The organism is Pseudomonas sp. EGD-AK9 (genome assembly GCF_000465935.2).
GTDB lineage: Bacteria > Pseudomonadota > Gammaproteobacteria > Pseudomonadales > Pseudomonadaceae > Aquipseudomonas.
This window is the reverse complement of sequence record NZ_AVOF01000740.1, coordinates 1-15,319: the sequence shown is the minus strand read 5'-3', so window position 1 is coordinate 15,319 and position 15,319 is coordinate 1. Positions and strand designations below refer to the sequence as shown.

Below are 15,319 nucleotides of genomic sequence, written 5' to 3'. Positions count from 1 at the left end.
GCGCACCCTGCTCGACGACCTCAAGCGCGCTTGCCTCGCCGGCGATGCCCAGACCACCCGCCACGCCCTCGACGCCTGGGCGCGCCAGCAGCCGGAAACCCTGGCCGACATGGCGGCGCGCTACGTGCCGCTGTCCGACGCCCTCGACGGCCTCAACGGCGCGCTGTACAGCGAAACCGGCCAGCAGTGGCAGGGCGAGGAATTGTGGAAGGCGATCCGCAACCTGCCGGCCGCCCAGCAACCGAGCGCCGCCGCGCAGGAAAGCAGCGCGCTGCCGCCGCTCTACCCACGCTGACGGCGATAACGCTGGTGCGCCGGCGCCACCAGAGTCGATCGCAGGCAAGCGTGGGTAGGGTGCGTCGCGCGCACCGGCTATCGGGCATTTATCCGCTGTAGCCGTCCACCCTTGATCGGCAGCCGTTGTCGGTAGTACGCCAACGCAGGGCGTAACCCCCGTATCCATCGGAACCGGCTGCCGGCGAAGGCCCCGGATGTCATCCGGGCTACCGGCGCCAGCGCGTGCCTTCGCCAGCGCCCCCGGTTGACGGACAAGCCTGGCGGCCTATCCGCCCTGCGTGCGGCGCCCCCAGCGCCATAAAAAAACCGCGGCCCAAGGGCCGCGGTTCTTCTGCTACAGGCTGGGCATCAGCCCTTGGCGCGCAGCTTCTCCGGGTTGATCAGGAAGCGGGCCAGGGCCGGCAGCAGCCAGATCGCGCCGATCATGTTCCAGAGGAACATGAAGGTCAGCATCAGGCCCATGTCGGCCTGGAACTTGATCGCCGAGAAGATCCAGGTCGCCACGCCGATGGCCAGGCACACGCCGGTGAACAGCACCGCCTTGCCGGTGGACTTGAGGGTCTCGTAGTAGGCGTCCTGCAGCGACAGGCCCTGACGCAGGTAGGTCTCCATCCGGCTGTAGATGTAGATGCCGTAGTCCACGCCGATGCCCACGCCGAGGGCGATCACCGGCAGGGTGGCGACCTTGACGCCGATGCCCATGTAGGCCATCAGCGCGTTGCCGAGGATCGAGGTCAGCACCAGCGGCAGGATCACGCACAGGGTCGCGGCCAGCGAACGGAAGGTCAGCAGGCACATGATGCTCACCGCCGCGTAGACCGCGATCAGCATGGTGGTCTCGGACGCGGCGATCACCTCGTTGGTGGCCGCCTCGATACCGGCGTTACCGGCCGCCAGCACCACCTGCAGCTCATCGCTGCTGTGCTGCTTGGCGAACGCCTCGGCGGCGGCCACGGCACGCGACAGGGTCTCGGCCTTGTGGTCCTCGAGGAACACCAGCACCGGCGCCACCGAGCAGTCGGCGTTGTACAGGCCTTCGGCACGGGCGATCGAGTTGTTCAGCACGTCCTGGTTGCGCGACAGGGTTTCCCATTTCAGGTTGCCCTCGTTCATGCCCTTGATCACCTGCTTGGACACGGTGACCATGGAGATGGCCGATTGCACGCCCTGGGTGTTCTCCATCTGCCACATCAGCTCGTCCATGGCGGCCAGGGCCGGATAGGTGGAGCAGCCTTCGGTGGCAGTCTTGATCATCACCACCAGCACGTCGGAGCTGGTCGAGTAGTTGCGGATGACGAAGTCGTTGTCCAGGTTGTAGCGCGAGTCCGGATGCAGTTCCGGGGCGCCCTGGTCGAGGTCGCCGATCTTCAGGTTCTGCCCGTACCAGACGCCGCCGGCCAAGGCCACCACGGCGACCACCACGGAGATCGGCGCCACCATCGGGTGGGCGAAGTTGGAGATGGCACGCCACAGCGGATGGTCCTTGGCCGCCTCTTCGCGGCTGATCTTCACCGCCTTCTTGCTGATGCCGATGTAGGAAATCATCACCGGCAGCAGGATCAGGTTGGTCAGGATGATCACCGCCACGCCCATCGAGGCACCGATGGCCAGTTCGCGGATCACGCCGATGTCGATCAGCAGCAGGGTGACGAAGCCCACGGCGTCGGACAGCAGCGCCACCAGGCCGGGGATGAACAGCTGACGGAAGGCCATGCGCGCGGCGGACAGGGCGTCGGTCGCCTCGCCCGAGGCCATGGCGATGCCGTTGATCTTCTGCACCCCGTGGGAGATGCCGATGGCGAATACCAGGAACGGCACCAGCATCGAATAGGGGTCGAGACCGAAGCCCAGGGTGTGCAGCAGGCCGAGCTGCCAGACCACCGCGATCAGCGTGGTGATGACCACCGCCAGGGTGCTCTTGAAGCAGTGGGTGAACCACAGCAGCAGGATGAAGGTGATGCCGATGGCCACGGCGAAGAACAGCGCCACGCCGAACAGGCCGTCGATCAGGTCGCCGACCTTCTTGGCGAAGCCGATGATGTGCACCTTAACGTCGGGGTTCTGCGCCTGGTACTTCTCGCGAATCTTCTCTTCGAGCTCGTGGGAGAACTTCTGGTAGTCCAGGGACACCAGCTTGCTCTGGTCGTTGGGGTCCGGGTAGGACTCCAGCAGCGGCACGTCGATGATGCTCGACTTGAAGTTGTTCGCCACCAGGCGGCCGATCTGTCCGGACTTGAGGATGTTGCTGCGCAGGTCCTCCAGGCTTTCCACGGAACCGTCGTAGGTCTGCGGAATCACCTCGCCGCCGGCGAAGCCTTCCTCGGTCACTTCGGTCCAGCGCACGCTGGGGCTCCACAGCGACTTGAGGCCGGAACGATCGACGCCGGGGATGTAGAACACCTCGTCGTGGATCTGCCGCAGGGTCTCCATGTATTCCTTGCTGAAGATGTCGCCCTCGGTGGCTTCCACCGAGATGCGCACCGTATTGCCCAGGTTGGCCAGGTCGTTACGGTGCTCGAGCATCTTCTGGATATAGGGGTGACCCAGCGGAATCATCTTCTCGAAGCTGGTCTGCGGGCGTACCTGGGCGGCCTGGTAGAACAGGAACAGGCTGATCAGCAGGCAGATCAGGATCACCGCCGGGCGATTGTTGAAAATCAGCCGCTCGAGGAAAGAGGCAGGCGTTTGTTGATGCTTGGTCATGCAAAGGCTCCCGGCTTGTTATTGTTGGCCCAGATCGGCGCCGGTCGCGGCGGCGAGGTGAACGCCGCCCTGCCCCACCAGGATCAGGTTGCCGTTATCCAGTGCAGTTACCCCGGCCAGCGAGATGCGGTCGGGACGGTTGATCAGGCTGAAACTCTGCCCGTGGTCGGTGCTGCGCAGCACGGTGCCGCCATGGCCGACCACGGCGATGCTGCCGTCGGCCAGCAGGGTGCCATCGGCCAGGCCGAACTCCAGCGGGCCGTTGTTCGGCGTGTTGATGACGATCTGCTGCCAGCTGTCGCCGAAATCGGTGGAGCGGAACAGGTGGCCGCGCAGGCCGTAGGCCAGCAGGGTGCCGGCCTGGTCGGTGCCGAGCACGCCGAACAGCGAGCCATCGTAGGGCTGCTCCTCGATGCGTTCCCAGGTCTGTCCCCAGTCGGCGGAACGGAACATCTGGCCGAGTTCGCCGACGACGAACAGCCCCGCATCCTTCACCGCGGTGATGGCATTGAGGTGATAGGCATCTTCGTTGTCGAGGCGGTCGCTGACGTCTTCCCAGTTCTGCCCGCCGTCGCTGGTTTCCAGCAGCGCGCCGTAGGCGCCGATGGCGTAGCCGGTTTGCAGGTCCTTGAACCAGATGTCCAGCAGCGGCGCTTCGCGCTCGAGGTCTTCGAACTGCTTGGTCCAGCTCAGGCCGCCGTCACTGGTGGCGAGGATCTGCGCGTCGTGGCCGACAGCCCAGCCATGCTGTGCATCGACGAAGAACAGCGAGGTGAGCATCTGCCGGCTGGGCACCTTGGCCTGCGTCCAGCTCTGTCCCTGGTCGTCGGAATAAAGGATATGGCCGCGGTCGCCGACGGCGACCAGGCGCTTGCCGGTGTTGACCACATCGAGCAGCAGGCTGTGCACCGCCTGGGGCGACTCGATGGCATAGCCGGCCTCTGCGGCTGCCGAGGTTTCGGCCTGCAGCGGCGCGGCGGCGAAGCTCAACACGGACAGCACACTGCACAGCGAGAGCGCTTTGGCCAGCGGCGAATGGACACGGAGCGCCGGTTTGCGCGCCAGGATGGACGCCAGACCGGACTGGGTGCGCCGCATGACGGGCTCACTCATATACCTTCCCCCTTATTGTTATAGGCGGTACTGCCTTATTAGCAGGCCGCTCATCCTAGCGAGCTTCGGAAAGCCCTGACAATCGGCGCGACGTTATGTTTTGTTAAGGCCGCAGCCGCTTGAGCACGGCCCATTCGCCGAGCTGATACGAAAAGGCCGCTACTACTGTAGCGGCCTTCGCGTGAGACTACACGACTATTAGCGGGTACCGCGACGACGCAGGGCGGCCGGCTTGAAATAACCGTCGTCCGGAATCGCCTGGCTGAAGTCGATGGTGTTGTTCTCTTCGTTGTCCAGGTTCTGCACGTGGTAGCGACGCGCCTGCAGATCGTGGAACACGTCCAGCGCGGACCAGGTGGTCGGCAGGTCGTAGTAGTTCTTCAGGTAGGCGATGGATACGCGCCACAGCTCGCCGCGACCGTCGTACTGATCCACCACCGCGGCCTGCCAGCTGTCCTCGTCGAGGAACAGGGTGCGCTTGGAATAGATGTGGCGGGCGCCGGACTTCAGCGTGCCTTCCACCACCCAGACGCGGTGCAGCTCGTTGCGGGTCAGCGCCGGGTTGAGGTGGCCGACCTGCAGCAGATCCTTGTACTTCACGTCCGGGCTGGTGACCTGGTAGTTGTTGTAGGGGATGTAGATTTCCTTCTTGCCCACCAGTTTCCAGTCGTAGCGATCCGGCGCACCGTTGAACATGTCGGTGTCGTCGGCGGTACGCAGGCCGTCGGCGGCAGCGATCGGGGTGTCGTAGGCCAGGTTCGGCGCACGCCTCACGCGACGCTGGCCGGCGTTGTAGCCCCAGGCCTGACGCGGCTCCTTGACCTGATCCAGCGTCTCGTGAACCAGGGTGGCGCCACCGGCCAGGCGCGCCGGGCTGGTGGTGAACGACAGGTAGTAGAACATGATGTTGTTCAGATCGGCGAAGGAGCCGTTCTGCATGTAGTACTTGAACATCGCCTCCTGCTGCGAGGTCACCAGCGAGTAGGCGCCGTTGCGCTGCACCGCCACTTCCGAGGCGCGGCGCACGATGTAGGTGCCGCGGTAGCGGGCGATGTGGTTCCACAGCGCCTCGACGCCGTTCTGCGGAATCGGGAACGGGATGCCGCCATAGGCATTGCTGAAGCCGTTGCCGCCATCGGCCAGCTTAGCGCTGGTGGCGTTCTTGATGCTGTTGTCGTAGACCCACTGCGGCGCGGAGCCGGAGCGGCGGGTCTGGTACACCGGCATCTGGTAGGTTTCCGGATAGGCCTTGAACATGGCGACCTGGCCCGGGGTCAGGTTGGCCTCGTACTGGCTCAGGTTGGCCGCGGTGATGGTGAACAGCGGCTTGTCTTCCGGGAAGGGGTTGACGTGGTGCTGGCCCGAGCGGGTGTAACCGGCCGGCGCCTGGGTGATGCCGCCGGTCCAGGCCGGGATGGTGCCGGCGGCGTTGCCGGCCTTCTCGGCGCCGAAGGGGGTCAGGGTATCGCCGAGCTTGGCGGCTTCCTGCGGGGAAACGGCAGCCAGCGCGGTGCCGGCGGAAAACGCCAGTGCAACGGCTACGGCCATCAGCCTGTGCTTGTTCAGCATGGTAATTCTCCGTGAAGAGTCTGGCCGAACGCCCTACGGCGCCCGGCTGTTTTTCTGGTTATGGGTCTTTAGAGCCTGTTTACGATCTCGCGAGCTAGAGATAAACGGTGGCGAAAACGGCCGAGGAAGCGGAGCTTACGTATGTAAATGAGCATTCCGAGGTCGTTTTCAACGCCGTTTAGCCGACGCGCAGCAGATCGTGGACAGGCTCGTTAGAAGGAGTACTTGACGTTGACGCCGACGTTGTCGCGGTCGCGCGAACCGTTGTTCTGCCCGGCACCGTAGAACTCGGTGTACTGGATCTCGGCTTCCAGGCTGTTCAGGTAGCTGGCGCGCATGCCGACGGTGTAGGCCATGCGGCCTTCTACGAAGTTGCCGGTCTGGTGCGAGTTGCCCTCGAAGTCGTGCTTGAACACGGCGAACGGCGACAGGTTGACGCCGGCGTAGACGTCGTTCCAGGTGCCGGACATGACCAGGGTGTAGCCGTAGGCGTTCTTGTTGATCTGGTCGTCGCGGTCATAGCCGGAAACGTAGGAGTTGTTCGGCCGGCCGGCGTAGTAGCGCACGTTGCCCTGGTAATCGACGTACTGCAGGCTGTCGCCGCGCACGTGCTCGGACGCCAGCTCGGCGACGCCGAACAGCGAGTCGAAGCCCAGCGACGGACCGAAGTTGTAGATGGTGCCCAGCGAGGTGTTGAAGGCCTCGACACGGGTGGAGTTGTGGATCTGATCGTCGATATCGACCATCTGACCGCCGATGTTCACCGGGCGGCCGGCAGACAGGTGGGCGGCCTGGCCGAGCAGGTCGCCGAGCAGGTCGTTGGTGGTGGCGATGCCGATCGGCAGGTTCGGCCGGTAGGACAGCTCGCCGAACACCGAGGCCTCGCCGACCGTGGTATTGAAGCTCATGCCGTACATGCGGATATCTTCGGCGTACTCGCGGCGGGCGTTGACCTGGTTGGCCACGTCCACGGCGGCGGCGCCGTTGACCAGGCCCAGCACGGTAGCCGCGGCCGGGTTGCTGGCGGCCTGACTGACCAGATCGTCGTAGCTGGTGGCGCTGACCCCCAGCAGGCTGCCCAGGCTGGCCAGCTGATCGATGTTCAGGCCGGCGTAGGTGGAGTTGATATCGGCGTAGATGGTCGGTTCTTTGGCGTGGTAGTTGACGAAGTAGAAGCCGAACTCGGTGGAGTTGAGCTCTTCGGCGATATAACGGAAGGCGACGCCGAACTGGCCATCGTTCTTGGCATTGATGTCGGAGCCGACGCTGGCCACCTTGATCACGCCGTTGCTGTCCAGATAGTTGGTGCCCTGCAAGCCGCCGAAGTTGGCCGGCAGACCGGCGAAACCGCCATTCACCGCGCCGTTGTAAACGGTCTGGAACAGCGGATTGGACAGTGCATCGACCGTGGTGTAGGCGGTGTTGCCGCCATCGGCGAACAGATCGGTCTCGGAGAAGTAGGTGCCCACCGGGTCGACCGCGGTTTCCTTCCAGTTCCACTGGTAGAAGGCTTCCATCGACAGGTTGTCGGTCAGGCCGAGGTTGAAGCTCAGCGCCTCGACCGGCACCAGCACTTCCTTCACTTCCGAACCGGGCAGGCGGAACTTGGCGGCGTCGACCGGGTTGGTGGTGTTCACCCCGCCGCGGTAGAACAGACCTTCGCCCCAGTTGAACACCTGCTTGCCGAGACGGCCGGAGACCGGCATATCGCCCACGTCCCAGTTGCCATAGACATAGGCATCGAGGATCTGCGCATCGCGGCCGGCCTTGTGCCGGGTCTCGTAGGTGAAGCTGTCGTCGCGCGGGAAATTCTGGCTCGGCTGGGCCGGATCGTTGGCGCCGTAGTAGTCGTTGCGCTTGTCCATGATCTGGGTGTCGTAGAACGCGGTGCCGCGCACGAACACGCCGTAGTTCTGATACGAGGCTTCCAGATCGGTGGTGATCTTGAACACTTCGGAAACCAGGCCGGTATCGAAGTTGCGGTTGCCATCGTTGGTGTTGATGTCGTTGTTGCTCTTGTCCTGGCCCTGCACGCGCCACAGCTGGCCGTAGGACACGGTGGTATCGATGGAACCGGTGATTTCATTGTCGGCGAAGCTGAACTCCACCGCCTGAACCTGGGCGGCAACCAGCAACGGCAGGACGCCAGCGAACGCGAAGCCGGCGGTGGCCGGGGCAAATCGCAGAACGGGCTTGCGGGACTTAATTTCCATCGAGACTTTACTCCGTGGACAGATCATTCTTTTGGGCGATCCCGCAGGCGGGACGGCGATATGCCGTACTGACGACGGCTTGTTTTGGCTTGCGCCAATGCATTGCAGCGGCCCCTGGCGCAGCGGCGTGGGGCCGAATCCCGTCCTGCACTGCAACCATGGTGCCAATTCAAACGAGCGTATCAGCGCAAAGGCGCTAGTTAGACAATCGGCGGTGTTTCCTTCGGTGACTGATCATTCACTGACCAATCTGTCAGCTATTCGCCTGGCCGATGGCGTCTTTTGTCCTACGATCCGACGCTTTATGCCCCTTGCTAGAGGTCTCGCGTGGGTTTTCGCGCAAGCAAGAGCGCCACTCAGTCAAGGGCCAAGACCCTAACTTAAGTGTGCAAATGCATAACAGGCGAAGGGCATATTTCTTTGAGTAACAAAAAAGTGTTACCAGCCAGAGGCTGGTAACACTTCTTGTGCAGCAGAACCCGTCTTAGGCCAGGCTTTTGCTCACCACCTCGTAGACGTCGCTAGACAGCTCGCCGGAGGCGAGGATGCGCTGCAACTCGGCCTGCATTTGCGCCTGACGGGCGGCGCCGTACTTGCGCCAGCGGGTCAGCGGCGCCAGCAGGCGCGAGGCGATCTGCGGGTTGAGGGCGTTGAGGGCGATCACCTGGTCGGCGAGAAAGCGGTAGCCCGCCCCGTCGGCGCGGTGAAAGTTGACCAGGTTCTGGTTGGCGAAGGCGCCGATCAGCGCGCGCACCTTGTTCGGGTTCTTCAGGGTGAAGGCCTCGTGCTGCATCAGCGCATGCACCCGCTCCAGACCGCCGGGCAGCGGGCAGCCGGCCTGCACGCTGAACCACTGATCCATCACCAGCGGGTTGTCCTTGAAGAAGTCGGCGAACATCGCCAGGGCCTTGCCCTGCTCGTCCCGGAACGGCGAGTTGACCAGCACCGCCAGCGCCGCCAGACGCTCGGTCATGTTGTCGGCGTTCTCGAACTGATCGACGCAGGCGGCCAGCACCTCGGACCGCTCGCTGAGCATCAGGTAGGACAGTGCGATGTTCTGCAGGCTGCGGCGGGCGAAGTGGGCGGCCTCGGCGACATAGGGGGTGACCTTGGACACTTCGCGGCTGGCCTGGTAGCGCGCCCACAGTGGCTCGAACAGCGCGCTGGCCAGCTCCTTGCGGGCGAACTCGCGGGCGACGTGGATGGCCTCGACGTCGGCCACCTCGCTGATCTCGGTGAGGTAGGCTTCGCCCGGCAGCGAAAGCATCTCGGCGACCATGGATTGATCCAGCGCTTCGTCCTCGAGCAGCGTGCGCAGCGCCGTGACCAGGCGCCGATCCAGCAGCAGGGTCTCGCCGCGCTGCTGCTGGCCGATCAGCTCCTGCAGCACCTGCACGGACAGCTGCTGGCCCGCTTCCCAGCGATTGAAGCCGTCCGAATCGTGCTGCATGAGGAACATCAGCTGGTCGCGGTCGTAGGGAAAATGCAGCTTGACCGGTGCGCTGAAGCCGCGCAGCAACGACGGCAGCGGCCGCTCGGCGACATCCACGAAGGTGAAGCATTGCTCGGCCTCGGTGACCGACAGCACGCGGCTGGTGCCCTGCGCGGCAGCCTCGCCCTGCAGGCGCAGCGGCAGCTCGTGGCCCTGGGCATCGAGCAGGCCGAGCGCGACGGGGATGACGAAGGGCTGCTTGTCCTTCTGCCCCGGCGTGGCCGGGCAGCTCTGGCGGAAGCTCAGGCTGTAGGTCTGGGCCGCGGCGTCATAAGCCTCGCTGACCTCCAGGCGCGGCGTGCCGGCCTGGGTGTACCAGCGCTTGAACTGGGTCAGGTCGACGCCGCTGGCATCCTCCATGGCCTTGACAAAGTCGTCGCAGGTCACGGCCTGGCCGTCGTGGCGCGCGAAGTACAGATCCGAACCCTTGCGGAACAGCTCCGGCCCGAGCAGGGTGTGGATCATGCGCAGCACTTCCGAGCCCTTTTCATAAATAGTCAGGGTGTAGAAGTTGGAGATCTCCATGTACGCATCCGGGCGCACCGGGTGGGCCATGGGGCCGGCGTCCTCGGCGAACTGGTGGGTGCGCAGATAGGCCACGTCCTCGATGCGCTTGACCGTGCGCGAGTGGGTGTCGGCGGAGAACTCGGCGTCGCGGAACACGGTGAAGCCTTCCTTGAGCGACAGCTGGAACCAGTCGCGGCAGGTCACGCGGTTGCCCGACCAGTTGTGGAAGTATTCGTGCGCCACCACCGCCTCGACGCGCTGATGGGCGGCGTCGGTGGCGGTCTCGGCGCGAGCCAGCACGCAGCTGGAGTTGAAGATGTTGAGGCCCTTGTTCTCCATGGCGCCCATGTTGAAGTCGTTGACCGCGACGATCATGAAGATGTCCAGGTCGTACTCGCGGCCGTAGACCTCCTCGTCCCACTTCATCGAGCGCTTGAGGCTGTCCATGGCGTGCTGCACCTTGTCGATGTTCTCCGGCTCGACATAGATGCGCAGCGCGACTTCCCGCTGGCTCATGGTGGTGAAGCTGTCTTCCACGCACCAGAGGTCGCCGGCGACCAGGGCGAACAGGTAGGCCGGCTTCTTGAACGGGTCTTCCCAGGTCGCCCAGTGCCGACCGCCCTCTTCCGCACCGCTGGCGATCGGGTTGCCGTTGGACAGCAGCACCGGGTAGCTATGCTGCTCGGCGCTGACCGTGGTGGTGAACTTGCTCATCACGTCCGGGCGGTCGAGGTAGAAGGTGATCTTGCGAAAGCCCTCGGCCTCGCACTGGGTGCAGAACATGCTGCCGGACTTGTACAGGCCCTCCAGCGCGGTGTTGCTTTCCGGATGGATACGCACCGTGCTATCGACCACGAAACGCTCCTGGGTCGGCTGCAGGGTCAGGTGGCTGTCGGTCAGCGTGTAATCGCCTTCGCCCAGCTCGCGGTCGTCGAGCTTGAGCTCCAGCAGTTCAAGCTGCTGACCATCCAGCACGAGCGGCGGCATGCGGGCCCCCGACAGGCCGGCGCCGGCCTCGGGATTACGGCGCATGACCAACTGCGCGTGCACCAGGCTATGGTCCTCGAACAGCTCGAAGGTCAGGTGGGTCTCGTCGATCAGGTAGTCGGGGGCCTGATAGTCCTTGAGGTAGATCATCTTCGGTTGTTCGGTACGCATGGCTCTTGGCCTCTCGTCTGCGGCGCGCCGGGCGCCGGGTGGCAATCGGGGGTCAGGCGGCGATCTCGTGGACGGCCAGCTGGTAAGCGGTGTACTTGCGGATATTGATCACGCCGGTGTCGAACATCAGGTACTGGCCCTTGATCCCGAGCAAGGTCCCCTCGGCCAGTGGCTGCTTGTCCAGGTTGAAGCTGGCGATCTTGGCCGGATAGGCCGCGATGGGATAGCGGATGTCCAGCACCTCGGCGGCGCCGAGCGGCTGAATGGCCTGCAGACCGAAGCGCTGCTGCAGCTCGGCGATGCCCGCGGCGCAGCTGGCGAACAGCTGCTCACGGATCGCCGGCAGGTCGACCGGCGCGGCATCGCCCTTGAGCAGCGCGCGCCAGTTGGTCTTGTCCGCCACCTGGCTGCGCAGCAGATCCTCGACGAAGCCGGACTGCTGCCTGGTGGCCACGCGCAGGATCGGCAACGCCTGGGTCGCGCCCTGGTCGATCCAGCGCGTCGGCACCTGGCTGGCGCGGGTGATGCCCACCTTCACGCCGCTGGAATTGGCCAGGTAGACGATATGGTCGGTCATGCAGAACTGCTCGCCCCAGCTCGGCTCGCGGCAGGTGCCCTGATCGAAGTGGCACTTCTCCGGGCTCATGATGCACAGATCGCACTGCGCCAGCTTCTGCATGCAGGGGTAGCAGTAGCCCTGGCTGAAGCTGGTCTTGGTCTTGCGCCCGCAATGGCTGCAGTGGATGGCGCCGAGGTACTCCAGGCGCAACGTCTTGCCCAGCAGCGGGTTGACCGGCACCTCTTCGTCGCCGAGGCGCAAGGCGTACTGCACCGGCGCGTCCAGGCGCGCCGCCATCTTGCTCAGCGAGCCACGTCCCAGTTCGCTCATCAGTGCAGGGTTTCCGAGGACTTGAACAACAGGTTGGGCACCGGCTCGGACTTGCTGCTGCACTCCTGCGGGCCCATGTAGCCGGTGCGCTGATCCTCCGGCAGGTTCTGCTGTTCCCAGGCGATCATCGCCTGCAGGCTCAGCTCCTTCTGCTCCTGGGTCAGCTTGCGGCCATCGGGCCATTTGCCGATTTCCACGGCCAGCTTGAGGCTCTGGTAGATTTCCGGGGTGATGTTTTCGATGGCTTCGAGAAAGGACGACATGGGGTCTCCGGATGGATCCTGGGGCGGGTGCAACCCGCCGGAACGGTCAATATGATCGGTTCAAGCGCTGCGTCTGGCCAGCATACCGCCAAGCAGCCCGGTGAGGCAGCCGGTGAGCAGGCCGCCGAGATGCGCGGCATTGGCGATGGCGCCGAACTGCAGCAGTTCGAAGACGCCGGTCATGCAGATCGCCAGCCAGGCCAGCATCATCACCAGCACGCCGGGCGGCAGGCGATAAACCGGGTTCGGCGCCAGGCGCTGGTAGATCCAGCAATGCCCGAGCAGGCCGTAGAGTACGCCGGACAGGCCGCCGAACAGCGACGGCCCGGCCCACCAGTACTGGGCGAAGTTCGACGCCAGGGCGAACAGCAGGGTCAGCCCGAGCAGGCCGATGGCGCCCTGCCGAAACTCGATGCGCCGGCCCAGCTCCCAGTACCACAAGCTGTTCATCGCCAGGTGCAGCCAGCCGAAGTGGATCAGCATGGGCGTCAGCAGACGCCACCACTGGCCGCTGGCGAGCGTCGCCTCCAGGTAGGTCAGATAGAGGTGCTCGCCGTCGATACGGAAGTCGACGAAGCTCAGCCAGCGGATGGCGGCGAAGTTCTCCCCGGCCGCGGTCACGGCGAAAACGATGAAAGTCAGCAGCAGCACGGCGCCAGTCAGCGGACTGCGGCGCAGTTGCAGCAATACGCCCTCGCGCTCCGGCGCGACGGGTTCGGCAACCTCGCCGGCGGCATCGCCATCCGGGTAGCGCGCATAGAGCTCGCGCACCTGCTCGGCCAACTCCTCGCCGGCCACCCAGAGCACCTGCTCGCCGCCCTCCTCGATCACCCGGTGCGGCACCTGCAGACGCCGCAGCAGGGCGACGAAACCACTCAGATCGGCGGCGAGCGGCAGGCGCAGCACGGCCACGGCACTCATCGCGGCGCCTCCGCGGGATCGACGTCGACCCAGACGAACTTGCCCGACTCCAGGCGCTGCTCCTGGTCCAGGCGGTAGGCCACCAGCTTGCCGCCAACCACCGCGCTGTAGTCCAGGCAGGCCAGGTTGGCGCGGATCGGCGCCGGCTTGCCGCGGCGCCAGTAGTGGCCGACGAACAGCAACGGCTCGTGTGCGCCGTAGCGCAGCAGCTCGTCCTTCTGCAGTTCGGTCAAAGGCGTCTGCGCCGCCAGCTCGGGCAGCGCGTCGGGCTGGAAGACGATGTCGCCGTAGGTCTCGGGATTCTCTTCCCAGAACTTGGTGCGGAAATAGGAACGGGTGAAGCCGTCGTCGCTGGTCAGGGTCAGGCCATGCGGCAGGCGCATGTCGGTGCCGCGCAGCAGGCGATCCAGGGCCAGGTTGGCGAAGCTGCCGGGCACCGCCGAGGCCTGGACGAAATGCTCGTCGATGCAGCCGTCGGCGAACTGCGCGCGCAGCGGCTCGATCAAGCCGCTGTCCCAGCAGGCATGCACCACGCGAAAACGCCCGGCATCGAGAAACAGCGGCATCTCGTAGAACCAGCGCAGGAACTCGCGCCATTCCTGCGGATAGGCCTCGAACTGCGCCAGGGTCTCGCGCATCAGGCGCTGGTGGCGCGGGCTGTGTTCGCGGACGAACTGCCGGCCGCTGCCCGGCGGCGCCGGCGTGCTCCAGCCCAGGGCGTTGAATTCGTGGTTGCCCATGATGCACAGCGCCTGGCCGGCCGTGACCATGGCCTGCACCAGGTGCAGGGCCTCGCGGATGCCGGGGCCGCGGTCGATCAGGTCGCCGAGGAAGATCGCCTGGCGCGAGGCATGGCGCCACACGCCACCCTGCTGGCGATAGCCGAGCTGCTCCAGCAGGCGCTCCAGGGTGCGCGCGCAGCCGTGGATATCACCGATCAGGTCGTAACCACGATGGGGGTCGAGGGACATTCAGTCGTGCCCCCCGAGGCGGCTGCCCCAGCCCAGCTTGGTGCGGCAGACCTCGTAATAGTTGTGATCCAGCGGATGGATCAGGCGCAGCTTCTGCGCCTTTTTGGCCACGTGCAGGGTGTCGCCCGGCGCGCAGGTGAAGTGGTTCTGGCCGTCGCAGGAGACCTGCGGGTAGATCTGCAGGTCCTGCGACACCACTATCTTCAGCTCGCTGTTGCCGTCCACCACGATCGGCCGGCTGGACAGGGTGTGCGGGTACATCGGCACCACCACTATGGCGTCGAGCTTGGGGTGCATGATCGGCCCGCCGGCCGACAGCGCGTAGGCGGTGGAGCCGGTCGGGGTGGCGACGATCAGGCCGTCGGCCTTCTGGCTGCAGACGAACTGGCCGTCGATGAACAGCTCGAACTCGATCATCCGCGTCGACTTGCCCGGGTGCAGCACCACGTCGTTGAGCGCATCGCCCTGGCCGATGGCTTCGCCGTGGCGGCGCACCTCGGCCTCGAGCAGGAAGCGGTTCTCGGTCAGGTACTGGCCTTCGAGCACCTGGGCCACCTTGAACTCCAGCTCGTCGGGGCGGATATCGGTGAGAAAGCCCAGGCTGCCGCGGTTGATCCCCAGCACCGGCACCTTGTGCCGGGCCAGCGCACGCGCCGCGCCGAGCATGCTGCCGTCGCCGCCGACCACTATCACCAGGTCGCAGACCTCGCCGAGCATCTTCCGTGAGGAGGTCTGCAGGCCGTGGCCGGGCAGCACCTCGGCGATGGTGTCCTCGAGGATCACGTGCAGGTGGCGGTCGATGAGATAACGCTTGAGTCGGCGGACGGTCTCCAGCACCCGCGTGCTGCCGAGGCGCCCGATGATGCCGATATTGCGAAATTGCTCCATGGGATGCCCGCCAGACTTGAGAAGGGAGAGACGGCGATTATCGGTCAAAGGCCGAGGCCGCAGCAAACCGCCCACCGCACTGGGCTATGCTCGCTTACATGAGCCCGCTCGATGTCCTCCACGATCTGCCCCGCCACCTGCACCGCCCCGCCGTCCGCGACCTGGCCTGGGTGCTGCTGTCGCCGCCGCTGCTCGGGCAGACGCCCAAACCGCAGCGCCACCCGCTGCAGGCCAGCCGCTGGGGCACCCAGCCGGCACTGCTGGCCGACTGGCTGCGCCGGCTGGACCGCGACGACGGCGAGCTGAGCGCCTGGCTGGCCGGCAATCCGGGGCGC

General features: G+C 65.2%; 11 protein-coding genes and 1 pseudogene. 2 read left to right on the top strand and 10 right to left on the bottom strand.

Annotated elements, in window-relative coordinates; all coding sequences use genetic code 11:
- Positions 1–295 (top strand): annotated as a pseudogene (locus tag N878_RS23465) (protein BatD); the annotation flags it as partial.
- A 350-nt stretch (positions 296–645) separates the two neighbouring features.
- Here the strand turns inward: N878_RS23465 and N878_RS23460 are convergent.
- The 10 genes from N878_RS23460 to N878_RS23415 all read right to left on the bottom strand — a co-directional run bounded on the left by N878_RS23460 (position 646) and on the right by N878_RS23415 (position 14,984).
- Positions 646–3,000: an RND family transporter gene (locus N878_RS23460; protein ID WP_021445935.1), complete on the bottom strand. Its 2,355-nt coding sequence runs from the start codon at positions 2,998–3,000 to the stop codon at positions 646–648.
- 18 nt (positions 3,001–3,018) lie between these two features.
- Positions 3,019–4,113, bottom strand: a complete 1,095-nt coding sequence (locus N878_RS23455; RefSeq protein WP_031303918.1) for a YCF48-related protein — start codon at positions 4,111–4,113, stop codon at positions 3,019–3,021.
- A 198-nt stretch (positions 4,114–4,311) separates the two neighbouring features.
- Complete coding sequence (locus N878_RS23450; RefSeq protein ID WP_021445933.1) at positions 4,312–5,682, bottom strand: DUF1329 domain-containing protein; 1,371 nt, start codon at positions 5,680–5,682, stop codon at positions 4,312–4,314.
- Positions 5,683–5,894: 212 nt separating this feature from the next.
- Positions 5,895–7,895 carry a DUF1302 domain-containing protein gene (locus N878_RS23445; protein ID WP_021445932.1) on the bottom strand — a complete coding sequence of 667 codons (2,001 nt, stop codon included), beginning with the start codon at positions 7,893–7,895 and terminating at the stop codon, positions 5,895–5,897.
- A 484-nt stretch (positions 7,896–8,379) separates the two neighbouring features.
- The gene (gene pepN, locus N878_RS23440; protein WP_021445931.1) at positions 8,380–11,052 is read right to left on the bottom strand and encodes an aminopeptidase N; all 2,673 of its coding nucleotides are present in this window, start codon (positions 11,050–11,052) and stop codon (positions 8,380–8,382) included.
- Positions 11,053–11,104: 52 nt separating this feature from the next.
- Positions 11,105–11,941, bottom strand: coding sequence for a DUF2797 domain-containing protein (locus N878_RS23435; protein WP_021445930.1), 837 nt, complete (start codon positions 11,939–11,941; stop codon positions 11,105–11,107).
- Complete coding sequence (locus tag N878_RS23430; protein WP_021445929.1) at positions 11,941–12,204, bottom strand: YeaC family protein; 264 nt, start codon at positions 12,202–12,204, stop codon at positions 11,941–11,943. The genes N878_RS23435 and N878_RS23430 overlap by 1 nt, the downstream gene beginning before the upstream one ends.
- Before the next feature lie 60 nt (positions 12,205–12,264).
- Positions 12,265–13,125, bottom strand: coding sequence for a rhomboid family intramembrane serine protease (locus N878_RS23425; protein WP_021445928.1), 861 nt, complete (start codon positions 13,123–13,125; stop codon positions 12,265–12,267).
- Positions 13,122–14,096, bottom strand: a complete 975-nt coding sequence (locus N878_RS23420; protein WP_021445927.1) for a metallophosphoesterase — start codon at positions 14,094–14,096, stop codon at positions 13,122–13,124. Before N878_RS23420 ends, N878_RS23425 begins: the two co-directional genes overlap by 4 nt.
- Positions 14,097–14,984 carry an NAD(+) kinase gene (locus tag N878_RS23415; RefSeq protein ID WP_021445926.1) on the bottom strand — a complete coding sequence of 296 codons (888 nt, stop codon included), beginning with the start codon at positions 14,982–14,984 and terminating at the stop codon, positions 14,097–14,099.
- A 98-nt stretch (positions 14,985–15,082) separates the two neighbouring features.
- Between N878_RS23415 and N878_RS23410 the strand changes: the two genes are divergently transcribed.
- Positions 15,083–15,319, top strand: a 237-nt coding sequence (locus N878_RS23410) for a DUF1853 family protein (protein WP_031303917.1), incomplete at its 3' end; no start/stop codon positions are given.